The organism is Paenibacillus amylolyticus (assembly GCF_003719335.1).
Lineage (GTDB): Bacteria > Bacillota > Bacilli > Paenibacillales > Paenibacillaceae > Paenibacillus > Paenibacillus amylolyticus_D.
This window is the reverse complement of the sequence record NZ_RIAS01000013.1, coordinates 140,524-161,097: the sequence shown is the minus strand read 5'-3', so window position 1 is coordinate 161,097 and position 20,574 is coordinate 140,524. Positions and strand designations below refer to the sequence as shown.

At 47.2% G+C, this 20,574-nt stretch carries 16 protein-coding genes; 7 read left to right on the top strand and 9 right to left on the bottom strand.

All coding sequences use genetic code 11. The annotated features are described in order from the left end of the window. The 3 genes from narH to moaA form a co-directional block, all read right to left on the bottom strand. Positions 1–1,473, bottom strand: a complete 1,473-nt coding sequence (narH, locus tag EC604_RS21570) for a nitrate reductase subunit beta (protein WP_123066117.1) — start codon at positions 1,471–1,473, stop codon at positions 1–3. Continuing rightward, entirely contained in the window at positions 1,463–5,179 is a 3,717-nt protein-coding gene (locus EC604_RS21565) for a nitrate reductase subunit alpha (protein ID WP_123066116.1), read from the bottom strand. Before EC604_RS21565 ends, narH begins: the two co-directional genes overlap by 11 nt. 107 nt (positions 5,180–5,286) lie before the next feature. Further along, on the bottom strand, positions 5,287–6,288 hold the full coding sequence (moaA, locus tag EC604_RS21560) for a GTP 3',8-cyclase MoaA (protein WP_123066115.1): 1,002 nt from the start codon (positions 6,286–6,288) through the stop codon (positions 5,287–5,289). Positions 6,289–6,610: 322 nt separating this feature from the next. Here moaA and EC604_RS21555 point away from each other — a divergent pair, with 322 nt between their 5' ends. The 5 genes from EC604_RS21555 to EC604_RS21535 are packed head-to-tail and all read left to right on the top strand — an operon-like array spanning position 6,611 to position 9,456. Then, entirely contained in the window at positions 6,611–6,844 is a 234-nt protein-coding gene (locus EC604_RS21555; protein WP_123066114.1) for a DUF2249 domain-containing protein, read from the top strand. Between the two features lie 17 nt (positions 6,845–6,861). Next, positions 6,862–7,239, top strand: a complete 378-nt coding sequence (locus tag EC604_RS21550) for a hypothetical protein (protein WP_123066113.1) — start codon at positions 6,862–6,864, stop codon at positions 7,237–7,239. Then, a complete protein-coding gene (locus tag EC604_RS21545; protein ID WP_123066112.1) occupies positions 7,232–7,885 on the top strand; it encodes a DUF2249 domain-containing protein in 654 nt (217 codons plus the stop codon). Before EC604_RS21550 ends, EC604_RS21545 begins: the two co-directional genes overlap by 8 nt. A 13-nt stretch (positions 7,886–7,898) precedes the next feature. Then, positions 7,899–9,131 (top strand): hypothetical protein, encoded by a 1,233-nt coding sequence (locus EC604_RS21540; RefSeq protein ID WP_123066111.1) that lies wholly within the window; start codon positions 7,899–7,901, stop codon positions 9,129–9,131. A 25-nt stretch (positions 9,132–9,156) separates the two neighbouring features. Further along, the gene (locus EC604_RS21535; RefSeq protein WP_123066110.1) at positions 9,157–9,456 is read left to right on the top strand and encodes a metal-sulfur cluster assembly factor; all 300 of its coding nucleotides are present in this window, start codon (positions 9,157–9,159) and stop codon (positions 9,454–9,456) included. A 224-nt stretch (positions 9,457–9,680) separates the two neighbouring features. Here EC604_RS21535 and EC604_RS21530 read toward each other — a convergent pair whose 3' ends face one another. From EC604_RS21530 to EC604_RS21505, 6 genes are all read right to left on the bottom strand, one after another. Next, positions 9,681–10,022, bottom strand: coding sequence for a cupin domain-containing protein (locus EC604_RS21530; protein WP_123066109.1), 342 nt, complete (start codon positions 10,020–10,022; stop codon positions 9,681–9,683). 192 nt (positions 10,023–10,214) lie between these two features. After that, entirely contained in the window at positions 10,215–11,234 is a 1,020-nt protein-coding gene (locus EC604_RS21525) for a sugar kinase (protein WP_430538819.1), read from the bottom strand. Then, positions 11,227–11,439 (bottom strand): hypothetical protein, encoded by a 213-nt coding sequence (locus tag EC604_RS21520; protein WP_123066108.1) that lies wholly within the window; start codon positions 11,437–11,439, stop codon positions 11,227–11,229. Before EC604_RS21520 ends, EC604_RS21525 begins: the two co-directional genes overlap by 8 nt. After that, positions 11,436–12,479, bottom strand: a complete 1,044-nt coding sequence (locus EC604_RS21515) for an SPFH domain-containing protein (RefSeq protein WP_123066107.1) — start codon at positions 12,477–12,479, stop codon at positions 11,436–11,438. The genes EC604_RS21520 and EC604_RS21515 overlap by 4 nt, the downstream gene beginning before the upstream one ends. A gap of 179 nt (positions 12,480–12,658) precedes the next feature. Then, a complete protein-coding gene (locus tag EC604_RS21510; protein WP_161557004.1) occupies positions 12,659–17,032 on the bottom strand; it encodes a glycosyl hydrolase 53 family protein in 4,374 nt (1,457 codons plus the stop codon). 324 nt (positions 17,033–17,356) lie between these two features. Beyond that, positions 17,357–18,076, bottom strand: a complete 720-nt coding sequence (locus tag EC604_RS21505; RefSeq protein WP_123066105.1) for a YceI family protein — start codon at positions 18,074–18,076, stop codon at positions 17,357–17,359. 192 nt (positions 18,077–18,268) lie between these two features. On the opposite strand from EC604_RS21505, the gene EC604_RS21500 reads away from it, so the two are divergent. Beyond that, positions 18,269–18,955: a response regulator transcription factor gene (locus EC604_RS21500; protein WP_123066104.1), complete on the top strand. Its 687-nt coding sequence runs from the start codon at positions 18,269–18,271 to the stop codon at positions 18,953–18,955. Further along, the gene (locus EC604_RS21495; protein ID WP_123066103.1) at positions 18,940–20,418 is read left to right on the top strand and encodes a HAMP domain-containing sensor histidine kinase; all 1,479 of its coding nucleotides are present in this window, start codon (positions 18,940–18,942) and stop codon (positions 20,416–20,418) included. The genes EC604_RS21500 and EC604_RS21495 overlap by 16 nt, the downstream gene beginning before the upstream one ends. Positions 20,419–20,574 lie beyond the last annotated feature (156 nt).

The window sequence follows — 20,574 nt, the reverse complement described above, 5'->3', positions numbered from 1 at the left end:
CTATGAGAATACGCCGCAAGAACCCGGGCCGCCGGCAAAGTCTAGACCGCAGCTGCCTTGTTCACTGAAGAGATCCGCTACTTCCTCACGGTGAGCTGGCGGGATTACAAAGCGATCATCATATTTCGCGATAGCGAGCAGACGATACATATCTTCAACTTCCTGCGCACTCATGCCTACCCTATCCAGCAAGTCGGATTCACTCGTTTTGCCGGTTTGCTGGTTACGCATATGAATCCGCATGACAGCCATTTTGCGTAGCACTTCACGAATACGCCCTGTATCTCCGGCCGTAAGCAGGTTCGCCAGGTATTCAACCGGAATACGCATGTTATCAATGGCCGGGAAAATATCGTTTGCTTCGAGCGAACTTCCTTGGCCTTCTACCCGGTTCGTGATCGGGCTCAGCGGCGGAATGTACCATACCATTGGCATCGTGCGGTATTCAGGGTGCAGTGGAAGTGCGATCTTCCAGTCAATCACCATTTTGTAGATCGGGGACTGCTGCGCTGCTATAATCCAGTCCTCTGGAATGCCTGCTGCCCGTGCTTCACGGATGACTTCAGGATCATTCGGATCAAGGAAAACATCCATTTGTGACTCATACAGATCCTTTTCATTCTCAACCGATGCTGCCGCTTCAATGCGGTCTGCATCATAGAGCATCAGACCGATATAACGGATACGTCCGACACAAGTTTCGGAGCAGATCGTTGGCAGACCCGCTTCAATCCGCGGGAAGCATAGTGTACATTTTTCGGCTTTGTTCGTCTGCCAGTTGAAATATACTTTTTTGTAAGGACAACTGGATACACAGAATCTCCATGCACGACAAGCATTCTGGTCAACCAGTACGATGCCGTCCTCTTCCCGTTTGTACATGGCACCTGATGGACAAGAGGACACGCAAGACGGGTTCAGACAGTGTTCACAGATTCGCGGCAGGTACATCATAAATACCTGTTCAAAATCCATTTTGATCGATTCCTCGACACCTTTCATGTTCGGGTCTTCCATCCCCGTTATATGAGCACCGGCGAGGTCATCTTCCCAGTTTGGACCCCATTCGAGGTTCATGTACTCTCCCGTGATTTGGGATTTCGGTCTGGCGACCGGCTGGTGTTTTTTCTCCGGACTGTTGGTCAGTTTTTCGTAATCATAAGTCCAAGGCTCGTAGTAGTCGTCAATCGTTGGTTGATCCGGGTTGTGGAAAATGTTAAGCAAACGTCTGGCACGTGTACCGGATTTCAGCTCCAGCTTGCCATTTTTCATCTCCCAGCCGCCGCGATAACGCTCCTGATCCTCCCATTGTTTCGGATAACCGACACCTGGTTTCGTTTCGACATTGTTAAAATACATGTACTCTGCACCTGGACGATTCGTCCAGGTGTTTTTGCATGTAACGCTGCATGTATGGCATCCGATACATTTATCCAGGTTCATGACCATACTGACTTGTGCTTTAATCTTCAAGCCAATCCACCTCCTGCAGTTTTCTAATGATGACGTTCAGGTCACGCTGGTTGCCTGTCGGGCCATAATAGTTGAAACCATAACTTAACTGGGCATAACCACCGATCATATGCGTTGGTTTCACGTGAATACGAGTCGGACTGTTATGCGTACCACCGCGTGTCTGTGATATTTTCGTACCCGGAACGTTAATGTGACGGTCCTGAGCGTGATACATAAATGCTACTCCGCGCGGAATACGGTGTGTGACGACTGCTCTTGCCACAACGACCCCGTTACGGTTGAAACATTCGATCCAGTCATTATCCACCAGACCGGCGTCCTCAGCATCTTCATGATTCATCCAGATCGTCGGTCCGCCACGGAACAAGGTCAACATCGGCTGTGCATCATAGTACATACTGTGGATAGACCACTTGTTATGTGGTGTCATGTAGTTTAATACGATTTCTTTTCCGCCCTCGATCGGACGTTTGCTGTTTGGATGGAACGGTGTATGTTTCAGAATCGGTTTGAAGGTCGCCAGCGTCTCACCGAACTCACGCAGCATCGCATGGTCGATATAGAACTGCTGTCTGCCCGTCAATGTACGCCATGGAATCAGCCGTTCTACGTTGGTTGTAAACGGTGAATACCGCCGTCCGCCTTTTTCCGATCCGCTAAATGCTGGTGATGTGATGACCGTTTTCGGTTTCGACGTAATCTCATCGAAGGTGAAACATTCCTCTGAGCGCTCTTCTGCCAGATCCTTCAGATGCAACGCCGTTTTCTTCTCCAGAGACTCCCAAGCACGTACAGCCATCTTGCCGTTTGTTGTGGTGGACAGCGTCAAAATCGCTTCAGCAACATTACGATCTGAGCTCAGATCCGGACATCCTTGTCCAATGCCATCTTTGCGATTCACACCCAAAATGCCTTTCAGCTTCTCGTATTCCTCCGTTGCAGACCAAGAGATACCTTTCGTACCCATCGGTTTATCCTTCACATTTGGCCCAAGGCTGATCATTTTGTTGTAGACCGCAGCATAGTCACGTTCTACGACCTGAATATGCGGCATCGTTTTACCCGGAATGGCCTCACATTCTCCTGCACTCCAGTCTTTAATCTCACCATACGGCTGCGCGAGTTCATCCGGTGAATCATGCAGCAGCGGTGTAGTCAAAATCTCCTTCTGCGGACCATCGAACTGCTGTGCAGCCATATCGGAGAACACACGTGCAATCTCCTTAAACGTATCCCAGTCTGAACGGGATTCCCACTGTGTAGCAACCGCCGGATTGAATGGATGCACAAACGGGTGCATATCCGTACTGCTCAGATCGCTTTTTTCATACCATGTTGCTGCTGGAAGTACAATGTCGGAATACATCGCTGTACCCGCCATGCGGAAGTCCATATTGACCATAAGATCCAGCTTGCCTTCCGGTGCATCATCCACCCACTCCACATGCTCCGGACGAAGTCCGAGATCATCATCATTCAGCAATCCGTTCGTGGCACCGAGCAAATGCTTGAGGAAATATTCATGTCCCTTGCCTGAGCTTGAGATCAGGTTTGCTCTCCAGACAAACAGCACACGCGGGAAGTTCGCCGGGTCATCCGGCTGTTCAATGGAGAATTTCAGATTTTTATTTTGCAGTTCGGATGCCACGTAAGCTCCGATCTCTTCATTCGTTTTTGCTCCCGCATCCAGTGCATCCTGATGCAAATCAATCGAGTTCCGGTTAAATTGCGGATAAGATGGAAGCCAGCCCATGCGTGCAGCCATAACATTATAGTCAGCAACGTGCTCGAATCGCGGATTACCCTCAAGTGCCGAGGTCAGATCCCCGACTTTGGTCTCCTCATATCTCCATTGATCTGTTGCAAAATAGAAGAAGGATGTACCGTTTTGCAGACGGGCAGGTCCGCTCCAGTCACGTGCAAACGCAATCGTCTGCCATCCTTCCGCCGGACGCAATTTCTCCTGACCGACATAGTGAGCCCAACCACCACCGTTGACCCCTTGACAGCCTGTCATCAGTAGCAGGTTGATAATAGCGCGATAGATCACGTCAGAGTTGTACCAGTGATTGATTCCGGCACCCATAATAATCATGGAGCGGCCTTGCGTATCGACGGCATTTTGTGCAAACTCACGTGCGATCTGAATGACGGTATCCCGTTCAACCCGGGTAATTTTCTCCTGCCAAGCAGGTGTAAATGGCTTATCCTCTTCCGCTTCCAGAACAACTCCTGCAACGATTTCAGTAGAGTCTGCTGAACGCGTCATTTCACGATCAACCCCGTACTTCGCCAGCACAAGATCGTATACCGATGTAACCGTAATCCAGCGATCTTCAACCCAGATGCGGCGCACCGGGATTTGACGCTCCATTACGTGACTTCCTTCATCATCAAAGTAAGGTAGATGCACGGTTACGAGATCATGATGCACACCGAGCATGGATAGTCTTGGTTCGATCGGCTCGCCCGTATCCACCTGCTCCATTTTGAGATTCCACGTGCCTTCTTCACCCCATCGGAAGCCCATGCTGCCTTTTGGAATCGCATAAGTTCCGGTATTTTCGTCGTATACAAGGGTTTTCCATGCCATATTGTTGCCCTCGATGCCAAGGTCTTCCCCTAGCAAGAAGCGGCCTGCAACATTTACGCCATCCTTCTTTTCGACAATCAACAAATTCGGGAAGTCCGTATATTGTTTTGCATAGGACATGAAGTAATCCGTAGGATGATCCAGATAAAACTCTTTCAGGATGATGTGTCCCATCGCCATGGCAAGAGCGCCATCTGTCCCCTGTTTTACGGACATCCACGTGTCTGCAAACTTCACATATTCAGCGTAATCCGGACTAATGGATACCACTTTTGTCCCCTTATAACGTGCTTCAGCGAGGAAGTGGGCATCCGGTGTACGGGTCATTGGAAGGTTAGAACCCCAGACCAAAATGTATCCTGAGTTGTACCAGTCACTACTTTCCGGCACGTCCGTCTGATCTCCCCAGATTTGCGGGGATGCCGGCGGCAGATCCGCGTACCAGTCATAGAAACTGAGCAGTGGTGAGCCCACCAGAGACAAGAAACGTGATCCGGCGGCATAACTCACCATGGACATCGCTGGAATCGGAGAGAAACCAATGATACGGTCCGGGCCGTAATCTTTGATCGTATGAATCATGGAAGCAGCAATAATCTGTGTTACTTCGCCCCATGACGCACGAACCAGTCCGCCTTTACCGCGTACCGACTTGTATTTTTTCACTTTCACCGGATCATTCGCGATACTTGACCATGCTTTTACAGGATCACTATGCGCCTTCAGAGCCTCACGCCACATTTCCAGAAGTGCACCACGTACGTAAGGATACTTCACACGCAACGGACTGTATAAGTACCATGAGAAGCTTGCTCCACGGGGACATCCCCGCGGTTCGAAATCAGGCATATCCGGTCCGGTGGATGGATAGTCCGTCGCCTGTGTTTCCCATGTCACGATGCCATCTTTCACATAAATCTGCCAGCTGCACGAACCTGTGCAGTTCACGCCGTGTGTAGAACGCACCACTTTATCATGTTGCCATCGGCGACGGTACACGTCTTCCCAGTCCCGGTTTACCGGGGACATCTCACTCCAGCCTTCCGCGTTTTTCTCACGTTTGGCAAAATACTTCAGTTTGCCCATCCAGGGCATGCTTTTGCTGCTCATTGTTGTCCTCCCACAATTGCGACCTGTTGATGCGATTTGGCACTTGAGATTGCGTCCGAGCTCAAACTGCTTTCGATTCTCTCTACTTAAAGCACTTGTTGCTTTTCCTATCCTCCAATCTGCGACATATGCCGCAGCGTAGGTGTTCCGTTAATCTGCTGCCCTTTTAAGGCTTTTACCATGTCATGAGTTTCGGGTTTGGAGCCGAGCGCCTTGTAAAACAAATCCCGCACCGCTTTGTCGTTGCCGACGAGCGGGCGAACATTGTACTCATCCGACCAGTACAGACAAGGCTTAATGTTACCGTCGGCCGTTAAGCGGAGCCTGTTACAACTTCCGCAGAAATGACTGCTGACCGGATGGATCAGACCGAATGTTCCAGCGGCTCCAACGATCCGGTAACTATCTGCTGGGCCATTGCCATACACATCACCGCAGCTTTCATAGTTCCATCTGGTACCACAAGTCTTCAGTACATGTTCAAGCGGCAAATAACTCGACTTCCAACCGGTTCCACTATCTCCGATGGGCATATATTCAATAAAACGAATATCGATCGGATCCTCCAGTGTCATACGTAGAAAATCCTCTACCTCATCGTCATTTACACCCTTCATCAGTACAACGTTTAGCTTGATTGGCTTGAATCCAACCTGCTGGCTGGCTTTGATACCCTCCAGCACACGATGTAGCTTACCGCCACGTGTAATACGGGCAAATCGCTCCGGCTTGAGCGAGTCCAGACTAATGTTCACGCGTGTCAGACCGGCAGCCTTCAGCCTCTCGGCATAAGTTTCCAAAAATATGCCATTGGTTGTCAGGGCAATGTCTTCAATCCCTGGAATAGCGGACAACATCGCAACCAGTTGATCCAGCCCCTTGCGAACCAGAGGTTCTCCGCCAGTCAATCGCAGTTTCCGTATGCCTAGCGGAGCAAGTGCCTGGACAATCGATGTAATTTCTTCGTAGGACAATATGCGTTCTGTCGGTTCAAACTGCATTCCTTCTTCCGGCATGCAGTACACACACCGCAGATTGCAACGATCCGTAACGGATATACGCAAGTAATCATGCACACGTCCAAACGGGTCTATCAGCTTTGATTCCATACACGTACCTCCTTTCTCTTGGGTGCTTTCTTGACATCGGCTGAAGGAGAACACTCGCTTCCTCACATGTACTGTCAATCATGGGCTTAAGCATAATGATGTCCGGCTCTGCTAACTGTGCAAAATATCACAAGAACTGAAACATAACGCACAGTTGCATAATTACGAAAGTTTCAGAACCCTTTTACAAACAGGATTTTAGATAAAATAAGGCAAGATTATGACAAAAATAAAGGTGTGAGCAGGCTCACACAGCCCTCCTGTCTGCTTTTCTATAATCAAGTTGCAACACCACACTAATCCCAATTTGGAGGAATGAACCATGAACACATATGCTGCAACCATTAATGCCACAGAGTATCCACCTCATTTGAAACATAAAATCATCTTTGAAACGTTCGAAGCTCTTCAGTCTGAGGAAGCGATGTTACTCGTTAACGATCACGATCCAAAACCGCTCCGATTCCAGTTTCAATCGACACATCCTGACGGCTTTGACTGGGAATATATCGAACAGGGTCCTATAACGTTTCAGGTTAAAATCACTAAACGATAGATCGGAGTTGAACGGGAATGGCGCATGTTGAAATCATGAACGAGACTACACTGCGTCTGACGCTGGGACTCGAAGATGCTGTATCCATGATTCGGATCGCTCAGCGTGAGCAGGCAACCTATGCGCAGGAAATCATAACGATTTACGAGAAAATGCCCGTGTTCGAATTCACTCATTTCTGCTTTTATGCCTATGACAGCGCAAGACTGTTTGAGCGTGTGCTGGAGATGGACCCCAAAACCTATCTCTCTTTCTCCCTTGACGCACCCGACGCCTTTTTCTATGCACTGTACGGAGGCATGGCCGCTTTATATGAATCTTCGATCGAGCTGGTTCAGCAGACAAATGCAGCTACGGCAGTCAGCACCGAAACGGATGTGAACGTTCATGCCTGAAACCGAAGTTAATATTGTTGAGCTGGACGTACGCCCTCATCTGAGCAAAAAACTGGAGCCCTTTCAGCTCATTATGGATACCGTTAAAGAACTGAGACACGAAGACGTATTGGTTCTGCACGCGCCGTTCAAGCCGACGCCACTACTTGGCATTCTGAAAATGAAAGGATACTCCAGTACATCGGAACGACTTGAATCCAATCATTGGGTGACCACATTTGTGCATAAAAAAAATAAAACCGCTGCAGGGCATATTTCCGCGGCGGTTCAATCCAACACTTCAACCAATCAAAGTTTAGCTTCATCATTGATCGAGGACTCGGGTTTAGAAGATGCCGTATCTTCCTGTGAAGGGCAACCTCCAGCGATAGCCGAAACTTCGAAATCCGAGGTTTTATCAGATGAGGCCACAACGCAGGAACTGAAAGAGCCAACCATTGCACTGGATAATCGCGGACTGGAACCGCCCCAGCCGATGATGCGCACATTAGCTGCACTCGAACGCTGCAAACCGGGAGAAGTTGTTCTCATTCATAATGACCGCGTGCCCGTATTTTTGATCGAGGAATTGAATCAACTCGGTTGTCTCTACACCGTTGAGGATCAGGCGGATGGTACAGCCAAAGTCAGAATTGAAAAAGGGTAAGGGGGCGGAAGCCATGTCCAGGTTGCCGTTTCTTTTTATCATCACGGGCATCGTTGGATTTGTAATGTATCACGCCTTCTCCTTGCTCTCATTGACAGGCTGGCTAGGTGATGAATTAAGGGGACCCGAAGGCTGGTTTCATGCGCATTTGTTTGTGCTCGGGTGGGCCACCATGCTGGCGACGGGTGCTGTCTATCAGTTGATACATGTCATTTTGCAAACGAATATATATAGTACAGGGCTTGGTTACTGCCACTATTTCTTATTCACCATCGGTGCTATAGGCATGTTCATTGGCTTTATTCGCGCAGATGTGATCTGGATTGCTGGTTCAGCAACGCTTGCACTATCCGGCATCTTGTTATTCGGTTTGAACATGGCGATCACCCTCTACCGTGCTTCCATTTGGAATCCCGTAACGATCAGTGCAGCATGTGCCTGTCTGTACCTTGTGCTTACCGGATTATCCGGCATGCTGATGGGACTGAATTTTGCCTTTGGCGACTGGAATGGTCTGCATCAACGATTGTTTGGCGCACATATCTGGATGGGAACCCTCGGATGGTTTGGTATGTTAATCACTGGATTCAGCTACAAAATGCTGCCGATGTTTTACTTGTCCCATGATTTCTCCATCCGACTTCAAAAAATCGTATTAATCCTGTGGAATGCCGCTGTTATTACGGGAGTAATCGCATTTCTTACAGGTATAAAGGGCGGCCTACTCTGGTTTGCGCTTTTGCTTTTGACAGGAGCATTGATCTGTTACGTGTACCATTTGCAGCAAATTCAGGAGAAACGGCATAAAAGCAACCCTGGACCCGGAATCCGCTGGACGGTTTACGTAAGCCGCGCTTTGGCGGTATATTCCATGGCTCTCTTAATCTATAGCGCGCAAGGAATGGAACTGCTGCTCGATTCACGTGTTGTGCTTCTCACTGGCTGGGTATACCTTGGAGGCTGGGTATCTCTAACGATCCTCGGTTATGCTTCCAAAATTGTGCCTTTTCTATGGTGGACCCACAAATACGGCAAGTTTGCCGGACGTCCTGGCACTCCACTCATGGCCGGCATGTTAAGTGAAAAAAGGATCAACCTTGGAATACTTGCGATGGCCGCAGCCAGCCTGCTGTTAGTCAGCGGTATTCTGATCAATCTGGCGGAAGTGATGATGATTGGCGGAACATTACTGTCTATGATCTCGATTGTGTATATTTCAAATATCGCCTTGGTATTCCGACGTTAACAAGATGGATTGGAGCGTGGAAAAGATGGAACAAACCTCACATTTACTCGAGCATTTAAAAGAAGTCTATGACCCCGAGCTTGGTGTCAACATCGTTGACCTCGGCCTAGTATATGAAGTTAAGGAAGAACCTGAACGCATCCAAGTGCGTATGACACTTACTACGCCAGGCTGTCCGTTGCATGACACCATCGTTGGTGCGGTGAAATGGGTTTTACAAGAAAATACCGACAAGACCGATATTGACGTACAGATCGTATGGGAACCGCAATGGTCTCCGCAACTGATGTCCAGAGAAGCCAAAGAAATGCTCGGATACTTTTAAAAAGTGCTGATCACCAAGAATGTTGGTCGAAGCATTGACGTCCAAACAACGCAATCTAATGGACAACAAAAACAACATAAACAATATCATCACCGATACTAAAAGACGTACTCAAGTGCTGAATCGATCAGGCCAAGGGTACGTTTTTATGTTTGTTTCCAGCATAGAAAAAGAGACTCCTGACGGAGTCTGCAATTACTGATCATCTATCTTTCTACTATATATTAGATATCCTTGGCATAAGATGCTTCCGGCACTTTACTCAGTACTACGAACAACCGAACCTCCGCATCGCTAGTGTTATGGAACGCGAATTCAGTCTCTCCTCCGCAAGACACCACGTCTTCTGCCTGAATTTCATGCTCCGTTCCGTCCAGAATCAGTGTGCCTTTACCTTCTACGACGAGAAGCGTGAGGTCTGCACCCGGATGCTTGTGAACGGGAAGCTGTTGCCCTGGCAGAAAATGAAGCACGAAGGTGACACCGCCTCCTTGTTGAGATAACACCCGTTTCGTGAAACGTTCCGTACTGTACGCTTTAACTTCTTGTAATGACGTGATACTCATGATCATCATCCTCCTGTATTGGTTCTGGTTATGTATTCATCTTAACGCGAAAAAACCAGCACCTCCTTGATTCAAATCAAGAAAATGCAGGTTTGATTTAGGATTTATATTATAAAATATCACTGGTTTTATATATCAGTAAATACAAACATCAATATAATATATATGGATACTATATTAGAAGGAACTCGATTAAATCACCAACCGACCTCTCTTCTCCGCCAGACCAATCGTCGCATGCACACCCGAGTTAAATTCCAGAAAATCCTGTTCCACCCCGTCACTGAAAATAACTCCATCCTCAGGCATCTGTGAAACAATGTGCAGCGGCTGCTTCCCATGTATCTGTCCAAAAACAAGATCGGCAGCTGTTGTTCGGCTCGGAAACGGTTCACGTACTGTAAAATACAGATAAGGAGCATCCCACGTGAATTCATTCTTGTTCGATCCTCTTTCAGATTTCGTTCCTGTTATGTCAACCGATGCTTCTTCACTGGTCAGATGTTTCCCATCCCCCATGCTCATTTGCTGCCAAGCCGCTGAATGGACAATACCTGAAGCACCAGCCAGCACACTCTTGAACCATCCGGTTGACCCCATGCCTGTAGATACAATAATGCCGCTGGACGATTGCTGTTCTACCTTGGCTCCCAATCGCACTTCATAACGGGCAGACACATGTGTCTTCCGACCAATAAACAGATCATTGACACCGTAAAGCATCTGCCCGTCATTTAACTCAACTTTGGCAAGGGTGACTTCCTTAAGCGAGCGCTGTCTACGAATCACGTCTGGAACAATAAAGCCTAGATCCTCTACTGTAAAAGGTAACAGCACCCCGTCCCACCGCATCGGATCTGGATTCACACCAATGAGCGGCTGCTCGGTAACGTATTTCAACGTATTGGCAACGAGACCATCCTGTCCGACTACAACCACAATATCTTGCTCTCCAAATATAAAGTTTGGCACATGCTCTCGGTCAATCATCTGAACACGTCCAAGTTGACTCAATTGTTGCTGAGCAAGCTGTATCGATTGCTTGTAACGCCGGTCTTCTTCAATGTAATCGCTAAAATCAGCACCAAGACGTTCAATATAAAACTGAGCCTGCTGTACCGTGTTGTAACGTACAATTAATTCCTCAAGTCGGGTTCTGCGCTTGACCAAAATTAATTTATGCTCACTCATGGGTTCATTTATCTTAACCATCTGTGATTCCGCCTCCCGATCTCCCTTTAATTTGAGGACAACCGTTGTTGATTTTTTTTGTTTTTTGACTTGTCTCACTTGTATGACTTGCCCGACTCACCAGATTGGCTTGATTATCTGACACGTTCGGACTGACTCGACTGGATCGTATAAATCGTGTTCTGGAAGCGGTTAGATTGGTTTGTTTCCCCCATCCAACAATCATCGTGCTGCCCCTCCCTTACCTCTTCCTTCTGTTGGTGCCATCAGACCCTGCAGCAGATCTGGGGAAATGTTAAGTTGCCCGATCTTGCCAGCATTCTCGGCCAGTTCCTGGAACGCAAGTGCAATCAGTTTATCCGAATTCATGCCCATATTGGCCATGGCCTGTAAAACATTCGGCTGTACATGCTGAAGCGAATTCATGACTGCTGCAATCTCATACGCTTTGGCATCTGCTTCGGCATTCTGGTTCGCAATGGTAAGTTCGATCAACTGCTGCTTCCGTTCCTCCATCGCGGTATTAAACTGAAGCTGCTCCTGTTCCATCTCGTTCTGTTTCTGTTTTACCGACCGTTCGGCCTGTAATTGGGTTTCCCGAATCTGCTGCCTCTTCGTTTCCACCGCAATCTCGGTATTCAGTTCATTTTCCTTCACACGCCGTTCCTGTTCAATCGAAGCATTGCGTCGTACATATAAAGCCTCATCTGCCTGCCTTAAAATTTCTTCTCTCGCCTGTGCCTCCAACGCACGCATCGTTTCCTTGTTAGGCAATATCGCTAGAATGGATAGATTCATCAGCTCTACGCCCAGCTTTTCCAACTCTTCATGCTGTGCGACCTCTCGTTTCATGCTGCTGGCAAGCCGTTCGCTGGATTGAATCGCTTCTTTTAACGGCAACTGCTCCAAGTATTTCTTCGTGAGCACTTTTGCAATAGTGATTACCCGCTGATCCAGCTTGTGAGGATCGTCAGACATATATTGATTTTTACGCAAATTGTACGTGTAATTCAGGCTCTTTGTAATTTTGCTATAATCCATAATGCGATAGCTAAGCTGTCCCTGTACGGTAACCGTCTGATAATCCGCTGTAATCTCTTCAAACATAAAGGGCACATCCACCGAAGAAACAGGCAATACAACAACCGAAGTCGTTGGCTCGTAATAATAAAAGGATAAACCCACACCTTCACGCTGTACCTTACCGTTCTTCACTTTCATTACATATTCACTCGGTTGAAATTTTACAAATCGGAATCCAAACATGGCTCATTCCTCACTTCTTATTAATGTCGTTTTGATATTATCGAAATGATAACAAACGATTTTGATATTGTCAATACGACAGTAACAAATTTTACACGAAAAAAAGAGACCGAATCATGGATTCGACCTCTTTCTTGTCTACATATCATTTACGTTTTAATTAAGTCAAGTTACCGTTTTTAATACAGCAGTTCCAGTAATCTCGCTACTGCAACGGCACCTTGCGCACGATTAGCGGTTTGTTTGGGAGCAAACGTGCTATCAGGCAAGCCTTTTAGTACACCAAGTTGTACCATGGATGCCACGGCGTCCTTCGCATACTCATTAATGTCTGCTTGATCTCTGAACTTCATCTGATCAGCGTTTATCGTAGCGGAGTTGTTGTTACGTTTTGCCGCTTCCATCGCTCGATCCAGCATAACAGCCATATCTTCCCGGGAAATACGATCATTCGCACCGAATGTTCCGTCCGCTCTACCCTGAACAATGTTCATCGCAAGACCTGCACGAATCGCATCCGTATACCATTGGTCTGACTTGACGTCTGTTGGTAGTGGCTTAGCTGAAGAATCTGTTTGATTCGTTTTTCCAATCCCTTTAACGAGCATCTGTAAAAATTGGGCACGGGTGAGTTCACCCTGCGGTTCAAAACGTGTGTCACTCATCCCTGCAATGATGCCTTTGCCATAGAGATGTTGAACCTCTTGAATTGCCCAAGCATGCTGCTGCAAGTCGGTTAACGGCACTTCAACATTGGTTATAACGTAACTTCCAGGCTTAGACGGCTTGAATGCCATCGTAGCTGTGGTCTGCTCATACTTCGTATACGTCACCGGATGGAGTTCACCGTCTGTTGAGATGGAGTTGACGACCATAACCGTATGACCTGCTTTGACAGGTTGCACAGCAGCCAAAAGTACTTCTACCGTTTTGTCAGCCCACTCGATTGACTTATTATTGAGCAAAATCTGCACATCAACTACAGGATGATTGCCAATATTATCTCGCTGGGCAGCAGTCACTTGCGCTGCGGAGCCTTGTGCAATGACGACATCAAACGTGCCTGCAGTCTCCGCAATCGTGAGCGGCAGGGATTGTAGCAGGATACGGACTGTCGTTTGGCCCATAACCATTTCAATGGATTGCACTTCCTCCGAACGAACCCATGAAGAGAGCTGACCTGCTGGCACTTGGAACGTCACTGCTTTGGAACTGCCAGGGACATCGCCGACAAGCTTCAACGTGCGTTTGCCGGAATCCATCGATTTCAAAGCCCGAGCAATCTCAGCTGTACTTGGGCGCACTACATATGTGCCATCTCCAGTTGCTGTTCCTTTTACAGTAATAGAACCGCTCGCAGTTTCGCTGCCAGGTGTTGGTTGAGGTGTAGCTACCGGATTGTTCGTATTTGTTGAAGATGCTGATGACCCGGAGGGATTACTTGGCTGAGATGGTTGCTCGGTGCCCGGACTGGTCGTCTGACGTACCAGTTGCGCAATGGCTTCCTTCAAAAGTTGATCCGCACTGGTGAGTTCTTCTTCTGTAGCTTCCGCATCCAGAACCGACTGCTGCGCTTGCCCCAACACTTTACTGAACACACTCCAGCTTGAGGCCGTGTAATCGGTTTGTTTCAATGCTTCCGCAGATGTAACGGTTGATTTCAATACGCTCCTGTCACCCGGAACTGTGCCATATGCCTCAAATTCCATGAATCCAACCCATGTCGGCCCAGCTGTAATGGTTACACGAATATAGCGCCCCTCTGTTCCCTCGGGGAGAACATGACTTGGGGAAGTGGATACTACAACATCACTTGTCGTATCAACGACCGTCTTGAAATGCTCATTATCATCGGAGACATCTATTTTGTATTTGATACCACCGCTCCACATCGACATTTCAATTTTCCGGAGATTGGCAACCTGTCCCAAGTCCACCTTCCACCAAGTGTTGTCACCCGGACCCTGATCCGTTCCCCATGACGTATTTGGATTATCATCAATTGCTCCTGACGGCGCATTGTCTTTACCGCCACCATTTCCAGCACTACCGTATGCACTAGCGGTTTTACCCGTGGTCAAGGCTTCTAGTTTGACCAGATTTGTAAAGGCTTGTTTTAATGTATCCAGTGTTGCATTTACCTGAGATTGCATAGCATCTGCTTTGTCTCTGACCTGAATAGCAACTTGTAAAGCTTGCTGTAGAACTGTCCAGCTGCGGTGTGTATATGAAGACTCATTTTCCAGCTGCATGAGCTGAATGTATTGGTGCAGTTCTGTTTTATCCACGTCAGACAAGCCCTTAATGGCTGCTTCAAGACGCTCTACCGCTTTATTTGCATCAGTCTGAGTAGCCCGTGAGTTAGCTACAACGGATTTTGCATGTTCCAGTGCTTTACTGAATACGCTCCATGTTGCAGCCGACCAGTTATTCCGTTGAATCTTCTCTGCTTCTGCAATTGCCGCTTGAAGTGGTTCCAGTTCTGGTGTAATCACGCCGAGCTGTAACATTACATTTTCCAAAGATGCTGTTGCAGCATTGGTTTCCTCTTGACTCACACCACCTGACGTATACGCTTTGGCGTATACCCCTTTAGCTTCAACAATTGCAGGAGCCAGACTGCCCCAGCTTTCTGGTGTAAAATCACTTTCTACAAGCGAGTTTGCTCGTGTCAGTGCTGCTGCGAGCTGCTGCCGATCTGTCGGCATCTGTTCCAGTCCTCTTTTGTATACATCGAGAGACCATAGCGCTCTTCCTTCATAAGAATGTCCACCATTCGCTGGATACTCATCGTAATCAAACATGCCCTGGTTCTCCCACGCATCGCCTTCGGATGCAATCCAGCCTACACCTGCCGGAATCCATGCCGGCTCCCAGTAGAAGAAACCTGCGCCACGGTTATTCGGTACATTGGAAATCATATCCATGATGCCCGCGATTGCATCGTATTGACCTTGCACTGTTGCCGGGAACGTTGCTCCTCCATGAATAAGCGCTTGATCCGAACCGATAATATTTCCATGCGCGTCCCCGTTTTTATAAGTAAATGGATAGGATGTTTCAGCTATAATGACATCTTTCCCAAAGGCTGCTGAAACGTCGTTCATCGTTTTCTGCACATCGGCAAACGTACCGTGCCAGAACGGATAATACGATAGTCCAATGATGTCATAATCGGAGCCCAGTCCTTGTTTTTTCAACTCATCAAAATACCATTTGAATGTCTCTGCCTTGCCACCTTCAGCCAGGTGAATCATGATCTTCGCCCGATCAGCTGTATTAACGTTTCCTTCAACTGTGCGAACCCCATTAATTCCCTGCTTCAGCAAAGCTGCATTTTCCTCAAAATTCACATCGCTGCTTAATCCATTGAGAAGACCACTGTTGATCTCGTTACCAATCTGCACCATATCCGGCATGGCTCCTGCTTTCTTCAGATCCCCAACGACTTCAACCGTATAATCATACACCGCTTGCTTAAGGTCTTTGAAACTTAACTTTTCCCACGCTTTCGGTCTGAGCTGTTGACCCGGGTGTGCCCACTCATCGGAGTAATGGAAATCCAGCAGTACCTTTAACCCTTTTTGCTTCGCGCGTACTGCCATGGTGATGACGTCAGCCTTATCATTAAAACCGCCTGATTTTTGTGGATCATTCCACAAACGCAGACGTACATAATTGACACCTCGATCCTTGAGGATATCAAGCAAGTCCCGCTCGGTACCGTTGCTATCCAAGTATTTTCCACCTTTATCCTCGATAGCCGTGAGTGTGGAAATATCGACACCCCTCACATAATCGGAACGATAACCTTGTACAAAAACTGTTGCTTCAGGTTTAAGATTCGTACCATATACGGCACCCGTTACAGAGAATGAACCTGTTTTTTCATATTTCGCTGGATCAACGCTGTCCCAGGTTACGGGAACCAGACCCGACTTTTTATTTGTATAGTTGGCCTTGACTTCCGCAGGCAAAATCGGCGCACTTCGTGGAAGCGTACTTACTTGAACGGAATCAAAATCGGTAATATTAGCTGGTTCCATGCCCTCCGATTCTCCCCACACTTTGAACTCCAATATTTGTGGCCACGCTCCACCCTCTTTATAAAAAGATATGTTGAGCTTAATGTATCGTACATCATGTTGTTGAAATGTCAGATCAGCAATCTGTTTCGCATCTGCATTATCACTTTGATCCGTAACGGTAGACCACTGTTGCTGGTCAGCTGACGTTTCAACCGTATACTTAACTACCGTACTGTCTCTCCATGTGATTTCCGCTCCGGACAGGTTGTACGTTTCACCCAGATCAATGATGACCCACTCCGGTTTTTCAGAAGTTACTCCCGTTTCTGTACTCCAATGGGTGTTCGCATCACCATCTACCAGATGCGTTTTATCGCCTCCCCATCTTTTTTCATCCGAACTCACCGTTACCGTTTTGTTCAGCGCGACATTATTTTTTGCCGCCTCTGCGGGCCTGGCGATCAGACCCAGATCACAGAATAACAACAACAAAACAAGACAGCCGCTTATGTACCTTTTGTTCACCCTTGATCTCCCCTTCTCGTATTTATTTGTGCTTGGATCAATGAATGTCATGAATCCTCCCCATTGTAAGCGCTTCACGATCCTTAGCAACACGGCATTATGCAAAGGAAACAGCAGTTATTTTAACAATGTCGACTTTTCTAACCATGATCTAGCCTAGCGTAATCCTTATTTTCCAGCCTCAGGGAGAAGAGCAGGTGTATTCTTTTTTCCACCAAAAATTATTAAAAGCAAAAAATCTGTTTGCCCGCCTGGAGGCAGAACACAACAGATTTATAGCTTGTTATATTTAAATCGTTTAATAGAATCGTATAGATCTATCTATTATTTTGCCAGCTTCAGCTCAAGACGAACCTGGATATCATTTTCAGTGGAAAGTACAACCGAGTGTGGATTTTTCATGCCAAAATCTTCGAATGTAACCATCGTTGTGCCAGACAGCAGCACTTGATTATTTTGATAAGCCGCTTTGGCGTCAAACGTGACTTCTTTTTCAATCCCTTTTACGGTCAGTGTACCTTTCATTTTCAGATCAGCTGTCTGACCTTCTGTCCATTCGGAAGGCAAGCCTTCAAATGAAGTGGCTTTGAATGTTGCTTGCGGATATTGAGCCATGTCGAAGAAGTCTGCACTCTTCACATGCTCGTCCCGCTGGCCATTACCGGAATCAATGCCGTTCATCTCGATGGTACCTTCAGCCTGCGATTTAGCGGGGTCATCCACATTAAGTGTCCATTTACCGCTAACCTGCTCGTCCACAAAATTCACGGTCTCCTGTGAGGTCGTCACTGAAAAGTATACTTTCGATCCCTGACTGATCTTCCAGTCGCCGTTCAACTGGTCTGCTCCAACCTTTTTGTTCTCCACTGTTGTTGCCTTACCGGTATCTGCAGCTGTAGTCGATGCAGCCGTGCTTGCCGGAAGTACCTGTTCAATCTCAACGTTGTTTCCCAAGTAACTATTTGCAAAGTAATAACCGCCCCCACCAATGATGGCTACTGCCGCTACCCCTGTAATAATCCATGTTTTGGCCTTTTTACTCATCTCTATTATTCCTCCAGTATAGTATGGTTTCGTTACCTCTTGATATGGATCGTAACAGCCCAATGTGTCAGGAAGAAGTCAAACTAAAATTCTTTTTCAGTTTTTTTCAAAATGTGAAAACAGGATTGGCTTTATGCCCCGCCTCATGTAAAATCAGTACACAAGCTTGTCTGTGAAAGGAGAACACCCTGTTTGAAATCTGTACTCATCGTAGAGGATGAGCAAGCAATCGCACGCGTTCTAGCTGCTTATCTGAGAAAAGCTGAATTTGAAGTTCATCATGCAGCGGATGGCAAGGCGGCTCTAACTCTTTTTGATTCTATCAATCCTTCTATCGTATTACTTGACGTTATGCTACCCGGAATGGATGGATGGGATCTGCTGCGAATTATTCGGGAAAAGAGTGCTTGTCCCGTCATTATGTTAACTGCACTGGACGATATTACAGATCGTCTTAACGGTCTGAATGCCGGTGCTGATGATTATATGAGCAAGCCGTTTGTACCTGAAGAAGTGGTTGCACGCGTGAATGCTGTACTTCGGCGGAACCCACACTGGGCTTCCGGAGGGCAGGACAAACGTTCTTTTGGCAATCTGGTCATTGACCTTGCAGCTAAACAAGTGCTACTGAATGGTGCAGAGGTTGCACTCACACCGCGTGACCTGTCACTGCTTATTTTTCTATCCGAATATCCCAACCGCACATTCACCAGAGATCATCTCATCGAACAAGTGTGGGGTATGGATTACGAGGGAAGTGATCGTGCAGTAGATCTATCCATCAAACGATTGCGTCAGGCACTCTCTCACTGGACAACAGAAACAGGAGAGATCCGGACACTGCGAGGAATGGGGTATCAATTTTGGATCGCCAACTGACATCAACCAAACCGAAGCGAACAACATCTATTTTGTCACACTGGACCCTACGTTACTTCTTGATTTTATGTATCGGCTTCTCCGTGATTGCAGCCGGTGCACTCTACTGGATACGAACAACATCCATTGAAAAAAGTCTAAAAACCGCTGAGCTGCTTGGTTGGGAGATAGCTGATCGAGTAACCGTGAAGAATCACCAAATTCATGTTCCGCCTGATTTGAATACCATTGTAAGCAGCCGGGAGAAGCTGTTTAATACCGATAACTATTTTTGCGTCATGGTGCTCGACAATAACAACAAACTGGTTTTCTCCCAGCCCAAAATGCAACAAGAAGATGTTTATTACCGACTGTCCGATGACTTTCTTGAACCGCGTAACAGCAAGTATGCTGGTGTGACGGTAGATATTGCTGACGGAAATCAAACGATTGGAAAAGTATGGGTCATGCAGTCCAAACAATCCATTACGTTCAGTTCTGAAACGATCTGGCTCGTCGCATTAATTTTTGGAGGACTTATTCTCTGCGGCTGGTTCACGATTTATCTCCTGTCCAGCAAACTATCGAGACCGATTCGGCAGGTGGCTTATGCAGCAGAACAGATCCGCGGTGGGAATTATGATGTAAACCTGGATATTAAAACACGTGAACGGGAAATGAACGAACTTGTAGGCTCCTTTGGGGATATGGCAACCCGTCTGCGTCAACTGGAAGAATGGCGTGCACTTTCTCTTGCAGGAGTAAGTCATGAGCTCAAAACGCCAGTCACATCGATCAAAGGACTGGTCATGGCTGTACGAGACGATGTTGTCAGTCCGCAGGAAGGCAAAGAATTTCTGGATATCGCTCTGAAAGAATCAGAACGCATGGAACGGATGATTGCGGATCTGCTGGATTATAATGCCATGACCTCTGGAAGTGTTGCTGTTCGGAAGGAACGTACCGACTTGAAGCTACTTGTAGGTGAGATCATTTACCAATGGAAAATTGCCTATGAAGAACATATGCCAGAGGTTCAGCTTCATGCACCGTCTGGTTCACTATACGTGATGGGTGATGCGCTCCGTATTCAGCAGATTATTGTGAATTTGCTGAATAATGGACTTCATGCCACCCCTGCTGGCCAACAAGCCATATTCCACATGCATTTACGCGCAGAGGAAGACATGTTACATGTTGATGTGCAGGACAACGGCACGGGAATTTCGGTAGAGGATCAACGTAACATATTCGAACGATTCTATCGGGGAGAGTTGAAAAAACGCCGCAATCGAGGCTTGGGTCTCGGCTTAACGTATAGTCGTCTTCTTGCACAGGAACAGGGTGGCACTTTAACCCTCGTTTCCAGCAGTCCAGATGGGAGTACGTTTAGATTAAGCTTGCCACGCTGGGTTTCTCAGCAGGAAGTGTCTACTCCAGAGAAAACATATCGTTCACCTGTCAAAGCGAAATCAGCATTGTAATTAAAAGGCCCGGCATTCCTTACAAGAAGGAAGCCGGGCGTGCTCTATTTGTTGAGTTAAACGGTGGGGTTATAAAAGGGTTGTACGGGATTCTCAGAAATACTCCCTGCCTTGTCTCCCCTCTCTTACTCACCTCGTTGCCTCCCTAACTTCACC

Excerpts from the sequence above, each read along its gene's own strand:
- EC604_RS21565 (WP_123066116.1), bottom strand. The coding sequence starts at position 5,179 with ATGAGCAGCAAAAGCATGCCCTGGATGGGCAAACTGAAGTATTTTGCC.
- moaA (WP_123066115.1), bottom strand. The coding sequence starts at position 6,288 with ATGGAATCAAAGCTGATAGACCCGTTTGGACGTGTGCATGATTACTTG.
- EC604_RS21555 (WP_123066114.1), top strand. The coding sequence starts at position 6,611 with ATGAACACATATGCTGCAACCATTAATGCCACAGAGTATCCACCTCAT.
- EC604_RS21550 (WP_123066113.1), top strand. The coding sequence starts at position 6,862 with ATGGCGCATGTTGAAATCATGAACGAGACTACACTGCGTCTGACGCTG.
- EC604_RS21545 (WP_123066112.1), top strand. The coding sequence starts at position 7,232 with ATGCCTGAAACCGAAGTTAATATTGTTGAGCTGGACGTACGCCCTCAT.
- EC604_RS21540 (WP_123066111.1), top strand. The coding sequence starts at position 7,899 with ATGTCCAGGTTGCCGTTTCTTTTTATCATCACGGGCATCGTTGGATTT.
- EC604_RS21535 (WP_123066110.1), top strand. The coding sequence starts at position 9,157 with ATGGAACAAACCTCACATTTACTCGAGCATTTAAAAGAAGTCTATGAC.
- EC604_RS21530 (WP_123066109.1), bottom strand. The coding sequence starts at position 10,022 with ATGAGTATCACGTCATTACAAGAAGTTAAAGCGTACAGTACGGAACGT.
- EC604_RS21525 (WP_430538819.1), bottom strand. The coding sequence starts at position 11,234 with ATGGTTAAGATAAATGAACCCATGAGTGAGCATAAATTAATTTTGGTC.
- EC604_RS21520 (WP_123066108.1), bottom strand. The coding sequence starts at position 11,439 with ATGATTGTTGGATGGGGGAAACAAACCAATCTAACCGCTTCCAGAACA.
- EC604_RS21515 (WP_123066107.1), bottom strand. The coding sequence starts at position 12,479 with ATGTTTGGATTCCGATTTGTAAAATTTCAACCGAGTGAATATGTAATG.
- EC604_RS21505 (WP_123066105.1), bottom strand. The coding sequence starts at position 18,076 with ATGAGTAAAAAGGCCAAAACATGGATTATTACAGGGGTAGCGGCAGTA.